This is a genomic window from Sphingomonas faeni, from assembly GCF_040407565.1.
Taxonomy (GTDB): Bacteria; Pseudomonadota; Alphaproteobacteria; order Sphingomonadales; family Sphingomonadaceae; genus Sphingomonas; species Sphingomonas faeni_F.
Genome location: NZ_JAPZPR010000007.1, coordinates 253,965 through 269,592, shown reverse-complemented (window position 1 = coordinate 269,592; position 15,628 = coordinate 253,965). Strand labels below are relative to the sequence as shown.

General features: G+C 66.2%; 14 protein-coding genes. 5 read left to right on the top strand and 9 right to left on the bottom strand.

Annotation, left to right across the window (positions count from 1 at the left end):
- Window positions 1-66: 66 nt before the first annotated feature.
- Window positions 67-1,593, bottom strand: coding sequence for a CoA-acylating methylmalonate-semialdehyde dehydrogenase (locus tag O6Y00_RS16080; protein ID WP_353443599.1), 1,527 nt, complete (start codon window positions 1,591-1,593; stop codon window positions 67-69).
- A 106-nt stretch (window positions 1,594-1,699) separates the two neighbouring features.
- Here O6Y00_RS16080 and O6Y00_RS16075 point away from each other — a divergent pair, with 106 nt between their 5' ends.
- Entirely contained in the window at window positions 1,700-2,665 is a 966-nt protein-coding gene (locus O6Y00_RS16075; RefSeq protein ID WP_353443598.1) for a LysR family transcriptional regulator, read from the top strand.
- A gap of 4 nt (window positions 2,666-2,669) precedes the next feature.
- Entirely contained in the window at window positions 2,670-2,987 is a 318-nt protein-coding gene (locus O6Y00_RS16070) for a hypothetical protein (protein ID WP_353443597.1), read from the top strand.
- 145 nt (window positions 2,988-3,132) lie between these two features.
- Here O6Y00_RS16070 and O6Y00_RS16065 read toward each other — a convergent pair whose 3' ends face one another.
- The 4 genes from O6Y00_RS16065 to O6Y00_RS16050 form a co-directional block, all read right to left on the bottom strand.
- Window positions 3,133-4,215, bottom strand: coding sequence for an acyl-CoA dehydrogenase family protein (locus tag O6Y00_RS16065; RefSeq protein ID WP_353443596.1), 1,083 nt, complete (start codon window positions 4,213-4,215; stop codon window positions 3,133-3,135).
- A 4-nt stretch (window positions 4,216-4,219) separates the two neighbouring features.
- Window positions 4,220-5,416: an acyl-CoA dehydrogenase family protein gene (locus O6Y00_RS16060; protein WP_353443595.1), complete on the bottom strand. Its 1,197-nt coding sequence runs from the start codon at window positions 5,414-5,416 to the stop codon at window positions 4,220-4,222.
- A 293-nt stretch (window positions 5,417-5,709) separates the two neighbouring features.
- The gene (locus tag O6Y00_RS16055; protein WP_353443594.1) at window positions 5,710-7,248 is read right to left on the bottom strand and encodes an alginate export family protein; all 1,539 of its coding nucleotides are present in this window, start codon (window positions 7,246-7,248) and stop codon (window positions 5,710-5,712) included.
- A gap of 52 nt (window positions 7,249-7,300) precedes the next feature.
- A complete protein-coding gene (locus O6Y00_RS16050; protein WP_435368639.1) occupies window positions 7,301-8,644 on the bottom strand; it encodes a dicarboxylate/amino acid:cation symporter in 1,344 nt (447 codons plus the stop codon).
- A 207-nt stretch (window positions 8,645-8,851) separates the two neighbouring features.
- Here O6Y00_RS16050 and O6Y00_RS16045 point away from each other — a divergent pair, with 207 nt between their 5' ends.
- Both O6Y00_RS16045 and O6Y00_RS16040 read left to right on the top strand, forming a co-directional pair.
- A complete protein-coding gene (locus O6Y00_RS16045; RefSeq protein ID WP_353443593.1) occupies window positions 8,852-10,636 on the top strand; it encodes a sensor histidine kinase in 1,785 nt (594 codons plus the stop codon).
- Window positions 10,633-11,955 (top strand): sigma-54-dependent transcriptional regulator, encoded by a 1,323-nt coding sequence (locus O6Y00_RS16040; RefSeq protein WP_353443592.1) that lies wholly within the window; start codon window positions 10,633-10,635, stop codon window positions 11,953-11,955. The genes O6Y00_RS16045 and O6Y00_RS16040 overlap by 4 nt, the downstream gene beginning before the upstream one ends.
- Before the next feature lie 45 nt (window positions 11,956-12,000).
- On the opposite strand, the gene O6Y00_RS16035 is transcribed toward O6Y00_RS16040, so the two are convergent.
- On the bottom strand, window positions 12,001-12,243 hold the full coding sequence (locus O6Y00_RS16035) for a DUF2312 domain-containing protein (protein ID WP_197942503.1): 243 nt from the start codon (window positions 12,241-12,243) through the stop codon (window positions 12,001-12,003).
- A gap of 204 nt (window positions 12,244-12,447) precedes the next feature.
- A complete protein-coding gene (locus O6Y00_RS16030) occupies window positions 12,448-12,750 on the bottom strand; it encodes a DUF1244 domain-containing protein (protein ID WP_353443591.1) in 303 nt (100 codons plus the stop codon).
- A gap of 81 nt (window positions 12,751-12,831) precedes the next feature.
- On the opposite strand from O6Y00_RS16030, the gene pyk reads away from it, so the two are divergent.
- Window positions 12,832-14,295 carry a pyruvate kinase gene (gene pyk, locus O6Y00_RS16025; protein WP_353443590.1) on the top strand — a complete coding sequence of 488 codons (1,464 nt, stop codon included), beginning with the start codon at window positions 12,832-12,834 and terminating at the stop codon, window positions 14,293-14,295.
- A gap of 52 nt (window positions 14,296-14,347) precedes the next feature.
- Here pyk and O6Y00_RS16020 read toward each other — a convergent pair whose 3' ends face one another.
- Together O6Y00_RS16020 and O6Y00_RS16015 are read right to left on the bottom strand one after the other, a co-directional pair.
- A complete protein-coding gene (locus tag O6Y00_RS16020) occupies window positions 14,348-15,334 on the bottom strand; it encodes a sensor domain-containing diguanylate cyclase (RefSeq protein ID WP_353443589.1) in 987 nt (328 codons plus the stop codon).
- Window positions 15,327-15,566, bottom strand: coding sequence for a hypothetical protein (locus O6Y00_RS16015; RefSeq protein WP_353443588.1), 240 nt, complete (start codon window positions 15,564-15,566; stop codon window positions 15,327-15,329). Before O6Y00_RS16015 ends, O6Y00_RS16020 begins: the two co-directional genes overlap by 8 nt.
- Window positions 15,567-15,628 lie beyond the last annotated feature (62 nt).

Sequence of the window (15,628 nt, the reverse complement as noted above, 5' to 3'; positions counted from 1 at the left end):
CCCTACGCCCGTGGCTCTGGGTCCTGACGTTCGTCAGGATGACGGAGGAGGCAGACCGCACCCCAATCACCCCATCGTCGGAATAACAAACGCATCGTTATTCCGCGCAGGCCCGCCATCCTCGGCCATCGCCGGCAGTGCAGACCCATCCGGCCAGCGCTGCGTGATAGTCTTGACCTTGGTCCAGAACTTTACACCCTCCATCCCGTGCTGGTTGGTGTCGCCGAACGCGCTGCGCTTCCACCCGCCGAACGTGTGATACGCCACCGGCACCGGGATCGGCACGTTGATGCCGACCATACCGACGTTCACCCGCGCCGCGAACTCGCGTGCGGCGTGGCCGTTGCGCGTGAAGATCGCGACGCCGTTGCCGTATTGATGCTCGCTCGGCAGGCGCACGGCCTCCTCGAAATCGGCGGCGCGGACGATCTGGAGGACGGGCCCGAAGATCTCCTCCTTGTACGCCGACATCTCGGTGGTGACGTGATCGAACAGCGATGGCCCGATGAAGAAGCCCTTCTCATGCCCCTGCAACGCGAACCCGCGGCCATCGACGACCAGTTCCGCACCCTCGTCGACGCCGGTCTGGATCCAGTTCTCGATCCGGGTGCGATGCGCCGCGTTCACCACAGGGCCGTAATGCGCGTCGTTGTCGGTCGACACGCCGACGCGCAACGCAGCGATCGCCGGGATCAGCTTCTCGCGCAGCGCGATCGCGGTCTTCTCGCCGATCGGCACCACCACCGGCAGCGCCATACAGCGCTCACCCGCCGAGCCGAAGGCCGCGCCCGACAGGTCGGCGACGACCTGGTCGAGGTCGGCATCGGGCATGACGATGCCGTGGTTCTTGGCGCCGCCCATCGCCTGGACGCGCTTGCCCGCCTCGACGCCGCGACGGTACACGTAATGCGCGATGTCGGACGATCCGACGAAGCTGACCGCCGAGATCGCCGGATGGTCGAGGATCGCATCGACCATTTCCTTGTCGCCGTGGACGACCTGGAAGATCCCCTCGGGCAGCCCCGCCTCGACGAACAATTCGCCGAGCCGCACCGGCACCGACGGATCGCGCTCGCTCGGCTTGAGGATGAACGCGTTACCCGTGGCGATCGCGACTCCGCTCATCCACAGCGGGATCATCGCCGGGAAGTTGAACGGCGTGATGCCGGCGCCGATGCCAAGCGGCTGGCGCATCGAATAGACGTCGATCCCCGGCCCGGCGCCCTGCGTGTATTCGCCCTTGAGGATATGCGGGATGCCGCAACAGAACTCGATAACCTCGAGCCCGCGCTGGATGTCGCCCTTCGAATCCGCGATCACCTTGCCGTGCTCGGACGACAGCAGCCGCGCGAGTTCGTCCATGTTCGCCTCGACGAGCCGCTTGAACTCGAACATGACGCGGGCGCGACGCTGCGGGTTGGTAGCGGCCCAGCCCGGCTGTGCCTTCTGCGCCGCGGCAACGGCCGCATCCAGATCGGTCGCACCCGACAGCCGCACGCGCGCCTGCACCTCACCCGAATTCGGGTCGAACACGTCACCGAAGCGCTCGGCCGTGCTGGCCGCACCGCTCACGAAATTCTCGATCGTCCGCATGGCATCCTCTTCTTGTTGCACGCACCGTCGGGCATAAGCGTTTCGCAGCCAAGCGGGGTTGTTTGCAGAATCGCTCTGCGAATATGCAGCATAGGGTCAGGCGTTCATGGATTGGGACGACGTCCGGTATTTCCTCGCTCTGGCGCGCACGCACAGGCTCGGGCCAGCCGCGAAATTGCTCGGGCAAGACGCGACGACGGTCTCGCGACGGCTGCAAAGGCTTGAGCGGCGACTCCAGACGACGTTGTTCGAGCAGACCGTCGCCGGCTACGCGCTGACCGAACGCGGCGCGGCATTGCTCGACCATGCCGAAACGATGGAGGCGTCCGCTCTTGGCATCCAGGAGGTGGTGGGCACCGATGCAGGCGTGCTCGCGGGACCGATCCGGCTCAGCGTCTCGGAAGGCTTCGGCAGCCGCATCCTCGCGCCGCGCCTCGCATCGTTCACCAACCAGCATCCGCGGATCGCGGTGGACCTGATCGCCTCGACCGGGTTCCTCAACCCGTCGCGGCGAGAGGCGGATATCGCGGTGATGCTCGCGCGACCGAAGAGCGGCCCGCTGGTGGCGCGAAAGCTCACCGACTATAATCTAGGCCTCTACGCGCATCCCGATCACCTCGCGCGGTCGGGACCGATCGCGACGACCGCGGACCTGATGCGGCACCGCCTGATCGGCTATGTCCCCGACATGATTTACGCGCCCGAACTCCGCTATCTGGCCGAGATCGATGGGCGGCTGGACGCCTCGATCCGCAGTTCGAGCATCGTCGCGCAGGCCGAACTGATCGCGGCGGGAGCGGGGTGTGGAATCCTGCCGTGCTTCATCGGCGACCGCGTGCCGGGGCTCGTGCGCGTGCTGCCCGACGCGGTCGACATCCAACGCTCGTTCTGGCTCGTCGTCCACCGCGACGTCCGCCGGATCGCGCGGATCGACCGTTTCATCGCCTGGCTGGACGCTACGATCGGTGAGCTGAAACCCGTGATGCTGGGCACGCCGACCGCCCCGATTGCCGCCCCCGAGCCGAGCCCGTATAGCGACGCCGCGCACCGGCCTCCCGTGCGTCCGGAGTAGCGCGTTGATCCCCACCTTGTACCATCAGATGATCGACTCGATCGGCGACGGCACCGGTTTGCCCGACACGATCCTCCACATCCACGCCGGCATGGCGCTGCTGATGCTGGCGCGACTGGTGACGCGGCGCTCGTTCGGGACGTTCATCCCGTGGTACGTCGTGGCGGCCGGCGAGGCGTTCAACGAGATCATGGACCGGCTGAACTTCGGGTCCTGGCGGTGGGAGGACACATCGCTGGATATCGTCAACACGCTGCTGTGGCCGACGGTGATCTGTCTCGGTGTGCGACTGCGGCCGATGATCGGGAAGCGCGGGCGGTAGGTCACAGCAGCTCCCATCCTTCGACTCCGCCGTCCCGACCTCGTCATCCTGACGAAAGTCAGGACCCAGAGCCACAAAGGAAGACGCCCGTAGCCCTGGCCCTGACTTTCGTCAGGGTGACGGAGCGCGTCACGGTAACGGGCGCTCAGCCCAGCGCGATATACCGTTGCAGGTGATAGTCTTCGTCGCCGAGCTGGTGGTCGATCATCACCAGCCGCTTGGCATAGTGCGACACCGCATATTCCCACGTCATGCCGATCCCGCCGTGAAGCTGGATCGTTTCCTCCGCGACCAATGCCCCAGTCCGCCCGATCGTGTACTTCGCCGCCGCGAGCGCCCGCTCGCGCGCCTTCGTGTCGTCACCGTCGAACGCCGACGCCGCGTTGATGACTGCGGAATGCGCCTGCTCGATCTCGAGCAACACCGTCGCCATGCGGTGCTGGAGCGCCTGGAACTTGCCGATCGGCACGCCGAACTGCTTCCGGTCGCGGAGGTAGCCGAGCGTCGCCTCCTTGACGAACTCCATTGCGCCGACCGCCTCGGCCGACAGCGCGAGCAACCCGGCCCCGACCGCCGCATCGACGATCGCCTGCCCCTGCCCTTCGCCCCCGACGCGCGCATCGGCGCCGAGCGTCACGTTCTCGAACGTCACGTCCCCGGCGGCACCGCCCTCGACGACGTTGAAGCTGCGGACCGACACCCCCGCCGTATCCGCCGGCACGAGCAACACGAGCGGATCGCCATCCTGCTCCACCGTAACGACGAACACCGACGCCGCACCCGCCTGCGACACGACCGCCTTGGTCCCGCTGAGCGTCCAGCCATCGCCGCTCTTCGTCGCGGTCACCGGCGTCGCGCCGTCGTCATGCGCGAACGCGGCGATCGTCTCGCCCGACACGATCCCGGCGAGCGTCTCGTCATGCCCGCCAGCCTTGGCCAACGCACGCCCCGCCATCAGCGCGCCGAGGAACGGCTCGACCACCAGCGCGCGACCGAGCGCCTCGAACACCACCATGATGTCGAACCCGCTGCCGCCGAAGCCGCCCGTCGCCTCGTCGAACAGTGCGGAAACGATGCCGAGTTCGGTCAACTGCTGCCAGACGCCCGCGTCATACCCCGTCTCGCCATACGCGCCCGCGTTGCGCGTCTCGATCGGATACCCGTCGCGCAACGCCCGGACGAGCGTGTCGGCGAGCATGCGGCGGTCGTCGGTGTGTTCGAAGTTCATGTGCTCAGAGACCCAGGATGGCTTTGGAGATGATGTTCTTCTGGATCTCGTTCGACCCGCCGAAGATCGACAGTTTGCGGTTGTTGAAATAGCTCGGCGCCGCCATCGCCGCGTCCTCAGGGCCGACATCCTCGCCGTTCCACCCGGCCTCCAGAGCTTCGGGTATGTACGGCGCCGCGTAAGACCCGTAGGCACGGCGGGTCAGCGACGTGATCTCCTGGCGGATCTCGGTGCCCTTGATCTTGAGCATCGAACTCTCCGCGCCGGGTGCACCGCCGCCCGCGACCGCCGCGAGTACGCGGAGGTTGGTCGTCTGCATGTTGGCCAGGTCGATCTCGACCCGCGCCATCCTTGCCGCGAACAGCGGATCGTCCGCCAGCGAGCGCCCGCCCTTCTTCTGCATCTGCGCGACTTCCTTCAGCCGCTCGAACGACGCGATCGAGAAGCCGACGCCGGCGATGTTGGTGCGCTCATACGTCAGCAGGTACTTGGCGTAGGTCCAGCCCATGTTCTCTTCGCCGACGAGGTTGGCGACGGGCACCTCGACATCGGTGAAGAACACCTCGTTCACCTCCTGCTCGCCGTCGATCAGCGTGATCGGGCGGACTTCGATGCCGGGCGACGTCATGTCGATCAGCAGGAACGAGATGCCCTCCTGCTTCTTCGCGGTCGCGTCGGTGCGGACGAGGCAGAAGATCATGTCGGCATGCTGGCCGAGCGTCGTCCAGGTCTTCTGGCCGTTGACGACATAGACGTCGCCCTTCCTGACGGCCGTCGTCTTGAGCCCCGCTAGATCGGACCCCGCACCCGGCTCGGAATACCCCTGGCACCACCAGTCGGAGCCATCGAGGATCCGCGGCAGCCACTGCTTCTTCTGCTCTTCGGAACCGTATTTGATCAGCACCGGTCCGAGCATGTTGACGCCGAACGGCACCACGCGGGGCGCGTGTGCGAGCGCAGACTCATTGTCGAAGATGAACCGCTGGATCACGCTCCACCCGGGACCGCCCCACTCCTCGGGCCAATGGTTCGCCAGCCAGCCGCGCTCGTTGAGGATCGCGTGCCATTCCTCCATGTCCGACTTGCGCAGCCGCTTGCCTTCGCGGACCAGCGTAGAAAGACGCGCTGGGAGTTTGTCGCGAAAGAACGCGCGGACTTCCTCGCGGAAGGCTTCTTCCTCGGGCGTGAAGCTGAGATCCATGACCATGTGACTCCTGATGTTGGAGCCTGTGTGCCACAGTCGATCGTGGAATTGAAGGACCGGTATGGTCGGAAACGAAGAAAACGCGGCGCCGAACGACGCAGGTTAATCCGGACGGTATCGCAACCGCAGCGCCGACGCTCCCCCCTCCCTGGAATGGAGGGGTAGGGGGTGGGTCGGCCAGCTTGAGCCACGCGCGTTCGACGATGCGGAAGCCGACCCACCCCCAGCCCCTCCCTTCCAGGGAGGGGAGAAAATGTCAGACAACCCTTCCCTTTAAGAAAGGGAGCACGTCAGAACCGGTAGCTGATCCAACCCGCGAGGAAGTCGGAGTTCTTATACCCCGCATTCGTCAGCGCAGGCCCCGCGATCAGATGCTCGTAGCGCCCGGTGAACGACAGCCGCGAGGTGAACGGGTACACCGCCTGGAACCGCAGCGTATCGGCGATCTTGCTCCCCGACACGTTCTGCGTACCGGCAAACGCGGTGCCGTTCGCGCGGTACACGGCATCGCTCGTCGTATCGCGCCACGAACGCTGATATTCCGCGGTCAGCCGGAGCTTGTCGAAGACGCTGAACGTCACGTTCGGCGCCAGCGCGACCAGGTTGGTCGGCGTCGCGAACAGCTGATAGCTGTAATAGATGTTGTTGCCGAACGGGGCCAACGAGTTGCGCAAAGTGCCGGTGCCATATGCACCACCACCGCTGGCATAATCCGCATGCACGCCGACGCGCGGCGCGTTCTTGCCCTCGCCCAGCTTGTAGGTCTGCGCGAGGAGTATCAGCCATGCCTTGATCGAGCGGTTGTCGTACGAACCGCCCTGGTAGTTGATCGTCCAGTCGAGGTTGACCGGCCCCGCATCGCCCCAGACGTGCAACCCGTAGAAGTTGCGCACTTCGCGCGCCGTGCCGGTGCCCCACGTCGCCGAACGATCGCGCAGCCGCCAGAGGAAAGGATCGACGTACAGCTTCGACCCGCCGAACAGCGTTTCGGGCACGACGATCCCGGTGGAGATACCCGTGAACCGCCGGTCGCTCTCCGCGTTGTCGTCTTGGGTCCCGCCATTGCCATAGGCGGTCGGCTTGAAGTCGAACACGTCGGCCCGGACGCCTGCCGCACGAGCCCAGGCGCGGAACCCGTTGAAGCCGAAGAACAGCGTGTTGTTGTCGCGCGGCACCACCATCAGATTGGGCCCATCCGCGAACGTCTGGCGGCCATAGCGCACGCCGACATCGACATCGGCCACCGTCCCGGTCAAATCGACGAACGCCTGCTGCACGGCCAGCTTGTTGCGCAGGTTCGGCAACGCCGTTCCCAGGTTCTGCCCTTCCAGCGTGCCGTGCGCGAGTTCGCCGTAGAAGCGAAGATGCTCGCCGACATGCAGGTCGGCGCCACCGAACAGGCGGAGGATATCCTGCCGCTGTGCCTCGGCATCGCGCAGATTGGGGTTGGTCGTCTCGTTGACGCGCAGCCGCGCCTCGCCCGACAGCGTCAGATAGACGTCGCCATCACCTGCCAGCGAAATGAACTTGAGCTGGTCGACGATGTCCTTGCGCTTCGTCGGATCGCGCAGCTTCGACCAGTCCTCCGCCCAGCGCGACTGGTTGTATCCCCCCGTCGTCGTACCGTCGCCGATCGCGGCGTTGGGATAGCTCTCCGCAATCGGCGAGGCTTCGGCGGTGCTCGACACGTCCTTGGCGCCGACATTGGCCTGCCGTGACGGCGGCGCGTCTGCCTGCGCGGTGGCGACATTCGCGAACGCGAAGATCGAGAGCGCAGACGTGGCAAGGCCAGCCGCGTGCCGCAAGCGGCGCATCGTCATCGAGGTCATAAGCAAGTTCCGGTACTGGCGGGCGGGGACGGTCTGGCCGTCCCCGCCGGCATCAATGGGCAGTAGCAGCGGCGGGGATTGCGGCCGGCACGAACTCGGGGAGCTTGCCCGACAGCGCGGCGTCGAGCTTGTCGCGGTCGAGACCGCCCTCCCAGCGGGCGACGACGATCGTCGCGACCGCGTTGCCGATGAAGTTGGTGAGACTCCGGCACTCGCTCATGAAGCGGTCGACGCCGAGGATCAGCGCCATGCCCGCGATCGGCACCGTCGGCACGATCGACAGCGTAGCGGCCAAGGTGATGAAGCCCGCGCCGGTAACGCCCGCCGCACCCTTCGACGAGATCATCGCGACAACCAGCAGCAACAGTTCCTGCCCGAGCGTCAGATGCGTGTTGGTCGCCTGCGCGATGAACAGCGCCGCCAGCGTCATGTAGATGTTGGTGCCGTCCAGATTGAACGAATAGCCGGTCGGCACGACCAGCCCGACGACCGACTTCTCGCAGCCTGCCGCCTCCATCTTCTGGATCAGGTTCGGCAGCGCGGCTTCCGACGACGAGGTGCCGAGGACCAGCAGCAGCTCGGCCTTGAGATAGCGGATCAGCTTGAAGATGGAGAAGCCGGTCAGCCGCGCGACAGTGCCAAGGATGACGATCACGAACAGCGCCGCGGTCAGATAGAAGGTCGCGACCAGCGCGCCGAGATTGGCAAGGCTGCCGATCCCGTATTTGCCGATCGTGAACGCGATCGCGCCGAACGCGCCGAGCGGGGCTGCGCGCATCAGGATGCCGACCAGCTTGAAGACGATCAGGCTGAGGCGCTCGAGGAAGTTCAGCACCGGCTTGGCAGGCTCGCCGACGAGGCTCAGCGAGATGCCGAACAGGATCGCGACGAGCAGGATCTGGAGGATGTTGCCCTCGGTGAACGCGCTGACCATCGTGTCCGGGATGATGCTCATCAGGAACCCGGTGATCGTCGTCTCGTGCGCCTTCACGGTATAATCCGCAATGCCCTTGGTATCGAGCGTGGCGGCGTCGATGTTCATCCCCGCGCCCGGCTGGACGACGTTGGCGACGATCAGGCCGACGATCAGCGCCAGCGTCGAAAAGAACAGGAAGTAGGCGAACGCCTTGCCCGCGACGCGGCCGACCGAGCCGAGCTCCTTCATGCCCGCGATACCGGTGACGAGCGTCAGGAAGATCACCGGGGCGATGATCATCTTCACCAACTTGATGAACGCATCGCCGAGCGGCTTCAGCGCCGCGCCGTACGTCGGATAGAAATGCCCGAGCGCCGCGCCGAGCGCGATCGCGATCAGAACCTGGATATAAAGCTGGCCGCTCCAGCGCTTCCGCGCGGGCGTTTCCGCGACGCCATATGTCTGGGTGGGTAGGGTCAACATCGCCTCCTGCAATCCTCGTCCACTCACGCGGGACGTTATGTGCGACGGTAATGCCGGGCCGAACCCAGGACTACAAGCGCAGCCGTTTCAGCGCCTAAAACGTTGGTTTTTAGCCATTTATCGCCATACCCATTGTTCGGACGTGTGGGAATTGTCGCGTTTCATCAATGGCGCAGCCGCCGGGTGTGTGATAATCCGCACAAAATGACGCGACTCCGATCCTCCCTTTTCGTCACCGCGTTGACGGTGCTGATGGCGTTCGCCGCGCTTGGCGTGATCGTAGCAGGAGTCGCCTCGATCTACGGCCAGCGCGCCGCCGAAGATGCGCGCGCGGGTGTGCGGATGCGCGCGGTCCAGCAGACGCGCAGCAATCTCCGCCTGCTCGAAGCCGAACTGCAGACCTATCGCCTGTTGCCGATCATGCTCGGCGAATATCCCGACGTCCGCGGGGCACTCGCGTCGGGCAAAGTCGACCCCGCGCTCAACACCAAGCTCGCGCTGCTGGCCGAGCGCACCGGCGCCCCCGTGATCTACGCGCTCGATACGCAGGGCATGACGATCGCCGCCTCGAACGCCGGGCGCCCGGACAGCTTCCTCGGCCACGACTACCGCTTCCGCGACTATTTCACCAAGGCGATGGCCTCCGGCGCGACCGAATTCTTCGCGCTCGGCAGCGTCAGCGGGCGGCCGGGCCTATACCTGTCACGACGGATCGACCGCGGCGGCCGACCGCTCGGCGTGGTCGTGGTCAAGGTCGAGTTCGAGAAGATCGCGCGGGCGTGGATCCAGGATCGGATGGCGACCTTCGTCACCGATCCCGACGGCGTCATCCTGATCTCCAGCGATCCGAAGCTCGAATTTCGCACCACCCGCCCGCTCTCGCCTTTGCGTCGCGCCGAGCTGGTCGAGACGCGCCAGTTCGGGTCGTCGCCACTGGCCCCCGCCCCCCTGACGCTTGCCGAGGGGGTGTCCCGGCTGCCCGACGGATCGCCTGCGATCACGGTGTCGTTGCCGGTGCCTATCTCGGGCTGGCGGCTGGTGCATATGGAACCGCTCGACACTGCGTTGCGGACGGCCGCCGCGCGCACGCGATGGGCCACCGCGATCGCCGCAATGCTTACGATCGCGACAATGCTCGGTGCTTGGTGGCTGTACGAGCGACGCAAGCGCAACGTCGGCGCGCGCGCGGAACTGGAAGCGGAGGTCGCGCGCCGCACCGCCGAGCTCCGCGCCACCGCCGATCGCCTCCAGATCGAGGTCGAGCAGCGCGAGGCGTCCGACCAGCGGTTCCGCCAGGCGCGCGAGGAACTCGCGCACGCCAACCGCGTCGGCTCGATCGGCACGATCACCGCCAGCGTCGCGCACGAGATCAACCAGCCGGTCGCCGCAATCCGCACTTTCGCCGACAATGCCGCGGCCTTCCTCGACCGCGGCGAACCTGCGCGCGCGGCAACCAATCTCCAGTCGATCGTCGACCTCACCAGCCGGATCGGCACGATCACCGCCGGGCTCAGGCGCTACGCCCGGCGCGGTGCAGGCTCGATCGGCCCGGTGGCGCTAGACGAAGCGATCGACGGCGTCCGCCTGCTGATCGGCGACCGCTTCCGCGCCAAGGGTGTGACGTTAGACCTCCCAACCGGCCCCGAGGCGCGCTTGACGGTAATCGCCGGTCGCGTCCGCCTGGAGCAGGTCCTGGTCAACCTCCTCCAGAACGCGCTCGACGCGGTCGCCGACCGCCGCGATGCCCGCGTCAGCGTCACCGTCGGGCGGAAAGGCCGCGATGTCGTGCTGACCGTCGCCGACAACGGCCCCGGCATCGAAGCCGACATCGCCGACCACCTCTTCACCCCGTTCGCGACGAGCAAGAAGGACGGCCTCGGCCTCGGCCTCGGCATCGCGCGCGACATCATGACCGAGTTCGGCGGCACGCTCGACCTCGTCCCCGCTCCAGAAGGCGCCATCTTCCGTATGATCCTGGTGAAGGCATGAGCGAGCAAGCGGTGTTGCTCGTCGACGACGACGACGTCCTCCGCGGCGCGTTGGAGCAATCGTTCGAACTCGCCGGCATCGCGGTGATCGCCGAGCGCGACCCGACCGTCGCGCTCGCCCGCGTGACCGCCGGGTTCGACGGCGCGGTCGTATCCGACATCCGCATGCCGAAGATGGACGGCCTCGAACTCTTCCGCCGGATCGCCGCGATCGACCACGAGATCCCGGTTCTGCTGATGACCGGCCACGGCGACGTCGCGATGGCGGTCGCCGCGCTCAAGAACGGCGCGTTCGACTTCATCCCGAAACCCTTCGCCACCGATCACCTGATCGCCGGCGCGCGCCGGGCGCTCGAAATGCGCCGCCTCGTGCTCGACAACCGCCGTCTCCGCGCCGCCGCCGAGGAAACGATCGGCGCCGAACCGCTGATCGGCGAGACCCCGGTGATGGTCCGCCTCCGCGAAACGATGCGCCAGATCGCGCAGGCCGACATCGACGTGCTGGTCGAAGGCGAGACCGGCACCGGCAAGGAACTCGTCGCGGTCCTGCTCCACCGCTGGAGCAACCGGCGGTCACGGCCGTTCGTCGCGGTCAACTGCGCCGCCCTGCCCGAGGCAGTCGCGGAGATCGAGCTGTTCGGCCACGACGGCGATTCCCGCCTGCCGCGCACCGGCCGGATCGAGGCCTCGAACCGCGGCACGCTGTTCCTCGACGAAATCGAGAGCACGCTCCCCGCGTTCCAGGCGAAACTACTCCGTGTGCTCGAGGAGCGCGAGGTGATGCCGGTCGGCGGCGACCTGCCGCGCGCGCTCGACCTCCGCGTGATCGCCGCCGCCAAACCGGGGTTGGAGCAAGCGGTCGAGGAAGGGAAGTTCCGAGCCGATCTCCTCTTCCGGCTCGACGCAGTCCGCCTGCGCATCCCGCCGCTCAGAGAACGCCGCGACGACATCCCGCTGCTGTTCGGCCATCTGCTCCACCAGGCGGCGGAGCGGTTCGGCCGCGAGGTGCCAACGATCGACACCGCGACGCTAGCGTATCTCGGCCAGCACGACTGGCCCGGCAACGTGCGCGAACTCGACAACCTCGCCAAGCGCCTGGTGCTCCGCGTCGAAGCCGAAGACCCCGCAGACGAAGACGGCATCCCGCTCCCCGCGCGCGTCGACAAATTCGAGGAGGCGACGATCCGGACAACTCTGCAACAGGTCAGCGGCGACGTCCGCTCCGCGCTGGCGGCGCTCGGCATCCCGCGCAAGACGTTCTACGACAAGCTCAAGCGTCACGATATCGACGTCGAGGCGTACCGCCCCCTCAAGGGGTAACCGAGCGCACCGGCAAACCGGTCCGCTCGGTTATCAGGAAAAGCCTCAGATCATCCCCAGCGCCTGGAGATACACTTCGAGGATCGCTTCCTCCTCCTGATATTCTTCCTTCTTCTTCTTCCGGATCGACAGGATTTTCCGGATCGCCTTGGGATCGTAACCCCGGCCCTTGGCTTCGGCCATCACGTCCTTGATGTCGTCGCTGATCCCCTTCTTCTCTTCCTCGAGGCGCTCGGCGCGCTCGATCAGCAGGCGCAGTTCGTCCGCTGCGACCGCGCCGCCGCCCATGCCGTGTTGCCGTTCGTCAGACATCGAAAATTCCCCACTCGCCAGCGCCACGCGCCGGCCCAAACCCAATCGAGATACCCCGCGCTCATGATCGCCGTCAGGCGACCCCGTGAATCAGAGGGGGTGAATCATGCCGCTGCGGGTGCGGGCCGCGTCTAGGCGTTTACCGTGTTCGGCTCAACCGCCCGCGCGGCGTTTCCCGCATCAGTCGACCGCGTTCTTGGCGACGCTCGCCTTCATCCGCTCGAGCTGCTCGGGCGTGGCGTCGCCTTGGTGATGCGCCTTCCACTCCGCATAGGGCATCCCGTACACCGTCTCGCGCGCCGCATCCTTCGACAGGTCGCCCGCCTCCTCGACCCAATCGGACAGGCAATTGCGACAGAAACCCGCGAGCCCCATCAGGTCGACATTCTGCGCATCGTCCCGGTGGCGAAGATGGCGGACGAGCCGGCGGAACGCTTGTGCCGCTACGGCATCGTCCAATGTATCGAGGCGATCGGGGGTCATTTATACGCTCCAAGGTTGATCGTGCGCAGATAGGGGCTAAGGCCCGTCGCGGCAAAGACCTTCCCCCAAGGAAACGCACGCATGACCATGGCCATCGCACCCCGTTCGCGGAAGGTCCGCATCCTCGCGACTCTCGGCCCCGCCAGCAGCACTCCCGAGATGATCGCAACGCTGTTCCGTACCGGCGCCGACGCGTTCCGCATCAACATGAGCCACGGCGATCAGCAATCGAAGATCGCCGTGATCCAGGCGATTCGCGCGCTCGAAAAGCAATTCGGTCGCCCCTCGACCATTTTGGCCGATCTTCAGGGCCCGAAGCTGCGCGTCGGCAAGTTCGAGGCCGGGCGCACCGTGCTCGAAACCGGTTCGACCTTCGTGCTCGACCGCGACAAGACGCCGGGCGATGCGACTCGCGTCGAGCTGCCGCACGACGAGATCTTCGTGGCGATCGAGCCGGGTGCCCGCCTGTTGCTCGACGACGGCAAGCTGGTGCTCCGCGTCGTCTCGCACGGCCCGACGCAGATCACGACGCGTGTCGAAGTCGGCGGCCCGCTGTCGAACAGCAAGGGGCTGAACGTTCCCGACGTCGTGCTGCCAATGGCCGCGCTGACCGAGAAGGATCGCAGCGATCTCGACTTCGCGGTCGACCAGGGCGTCGACTGGATCGCGCTGTCGTTCGTCCAGCGCCCCGAGGATCTTTGGGAAGCGCGCAAACTGATCGGCGGCAAGGCGGCGTTGCTCGCCAAGATCGAGAAGCCCGCGGCGATCGAGCGGCTCGAAGAAATCGTCGACGCGTGCGACGGCGTGATGGTCGCGCGCGGCGATCTCGGCGTCGAGATGCCGCCCCAGGCGGTGCCGCCGTTGCAGAAGCGTATCGTCGAGGTCTCGCGCCGGATGGGTCGCCCGGTCGTAGTCGCGACGCAGATGCTCGAATCGATGATTACGTCGCCCTCCCCGACGCGTGCGGAAGTGTCCGACGTCGCGACGGCCGTGTATGACGGCGCCGACGCGATCATGTTGTCGGCGGAGAGCGCGGCAGGCGCGTGGCCGGTCGAATCGGTAGCGATGATGGATGCGATCGGCGTGTCGGTCGAGGCCGATCCCGAGCATGGCGACCGCATGCACTTCACCGTCATGAAGCCCGATCCGACGACCGCGGATGCGCTGGCCGAGGCGGCGAAGAACATCGCCCAGACCGTGTCGGCGGTGGCGATCATCTGCTTCACGACGTCGGGCTCGACCGCACGTCGGATCGCGCGCGAGCGGCCTTCGGTGCCGCTGCTGGTGCTGACCCCGAACCAGGATACCGCACGCCGTCTCGGCCTGCTGTGGGGGACGCATGCCGTCCACACGCGCGATGTCGAATCGTTCGAGGACATGGTCGCGAAGTCGAAGCGGATGGCGCTTCGTCATGGCATGGCGAAGGCCGGCGATCGCGTGATCGTGTTGGCGGGCGTGCCGTTCCGGACGCCGGGGTCGACCAACGTGCTGCACGTGGTGCGGATCGTCGGGGACGAACTCAAGGGTCACCACTCGCAGCGCTGAAGCGCTGATATCATCGACGTCGCCGGTATTCTTCTGTCGGCGACGACGATGCCTAGTCGACCAGTTCCAGCTTCGTGCAGTTTCGACCGTTCGCCTTCGCCGCGTAGAGCATCGTGTCGGCTTGCTCGATCCAGCTCGCGACCGAAGTCAGGGTCGGCGTGAGGACGGCGATGCCGAAGCTGGCGGTCACCTTGAGCGTAGCGCCGTTCGACAATTGCATCGGGAACCCGGCGATCGCCTCGCGCAGACGCTCGGCGACGATCATCGCCTCGTCGCCACCGGTTTCCGGCAACAGGATGCCGAACTCCTCGCCGCCCAGCCGGCCGAACACGTCGATCGGCCGCAGCGTCGCCTCGGCCAGCTTGGCGAGCTGGTGCAGAACCTGGTCGCCAGTCGTGTGACCATAGGTGTCGTTGACCGCCTTGAAGTGATCGACGTCGAGCATCACCAGCGTGCTCGGCCGCTCGTAGCGACGCGACCGCACCATCTCGCGTTCGGCCTGTTCGACGAAACCGCGCCGGGTGAGCGCGCCGGTCAGATGATCGACCTGCGCGATCAACCGCAATTCGAGCTCGTCGCAGACGATGTTGGCGAAATTCGAGAGGATAGCGATATCGGCGGGGCTGAACCGCCGGGCGCGTGTGTCCATCGCGCAGAGCGAGCCGACGTTATAGCCTTCGGGCGTGCGCAACGGGATGCCGGCATAGCTGCGGATATGCGGCGGGCCGACGACCATCGGGCTGGTGGCAAAGCGCGGATCGAGAAGCGCGTCTTCGATGATCAGCGGTTCGCGCTGCTGGATGGTGTGCGTGCAGAACGAGATCGCGCGCGGCGTTTCCTGCGTCTCCAACCCACGTTGCGCCTTGAACCATTGCCGATCGCGATCGACCAGAGACACCGTGGAGATCGGCACCGCCAGCACGGTCCGCACGAGCGTCACGATCTTCTCGAACGGCTTTTCCGCGGCGGTATCGAGTACGTTGAGACGGTGCAGCGCCGCGATCCGCGCGTCGTCGTCGTATAGCCGGGCGTCATCCATGCGACGGCGCCTTCATCAGCCCGCGGATCGCGACCGTCAATTCTTCGGCATAGCTGTCGACGAGCGTGCGGACGCTCGACTCGACCATTTCCTCCGACAGGCCAGCGGCGCGCAAACTCGCGACGAGACTCGCCAGATGGCTCTGGTGGCGCCGGACGCTGTCGAGCAGTTCTGCCGGGATATCGAGCGGTTCGGCGCCGGTGGGTGTCGGATGAAGTTCGGTAATGCGCACGGGTCATCCTCTGCGTGACGGGCAAGTCTCGTATAGCCCCGAACTGGTTAATAGAACTCTCC

What these genes read in the sequence shown, in the direction of transcription:
- O6Y00_RS16040 (WP_353443592.1), top strand. Translation starts at nt 10,633, where the DNA reads ATGAGCGAGCAAGCGGTGTTGCTCGTCGACGACGACGACGTCCTCCGC.
- O6Y00_RS16020 (WP_353443589.1), bottom strand. Translation starts at nt 15,334, where the DNA reads ATGGATGACGCCCGGCTATACGACGACGACGCGCGGATCGCGGCGCTG.
- O6Y00_RS16035 (WP_197942503.1), bottom strand. Translation starts at nt 12,243, where the DNA reads ATGGGCGGCGGCGCGGTCGCAGCGGACGAACTGCGCCTGCTGATCGAG.
- O6Y00_RS16075 (WP_353443598.1), top strand. Translation starts at nt 1,700, where the DNA reads ATGGATTGGGACGACGTCCGGTATTTCCTCGCTCTGGCGCGCACGCAC.
- pyk (WP_353443590.1), top strand. Translation starts at nt 12,832, where the DNA reads ATGACCATGGCCATCGCACCCCGTTCGCGGAAGGTCCGCATCCTCGCG.
- O6Y00_RS16060 (WP_353443595.1), bottom strand. Translation starts at nt 5,416, where the DNA reads ATGGATCTCAGCTTCACGCCCGAGGAAGAAGCCTTCCGCGAGGAAGTC.
- O6Y00_RS16080 (WP_353443599.1), bottom strand. Translation starts at nt 1,593, where the DNA reads ATGCGGACGATCGAGAATTTCGTGAGCGGTGCGGCCAGCACGGCCGAG.
- O6Y00_RS16055 (WP_353443594.1), bottom strand. Translation starts at nt 7,248, where the DNA reads ATGACCTCGATGACGATGCGCCGCTTGCGGCACGCGGCTGGCCTTGCC.
- O6Y00_RS16065 (WP_353443596.1), bottom strand. Translation starts at nt 4,215, where the DNA reads ATGAACTTCGAACACACCGACGACCGCCGCATGCTCGCCGACACGCTC.
- O6Y00_RS16045 (WP_353443593.1), top strand. Translation starts at nt 8,852, where the DNA reads ATGACGCGACTCCGATCCTCCCTTTTCGTCACCGCGTTGACGGTGCTG.
- O6Y00_RS16030 (WP_353443591.1), bottom strand. Translation starts at nt 12,750, where the DNA reads ATGACCCCCGATCGCCTCGATACATTGGACGATGCCGTAGCGGCACAA.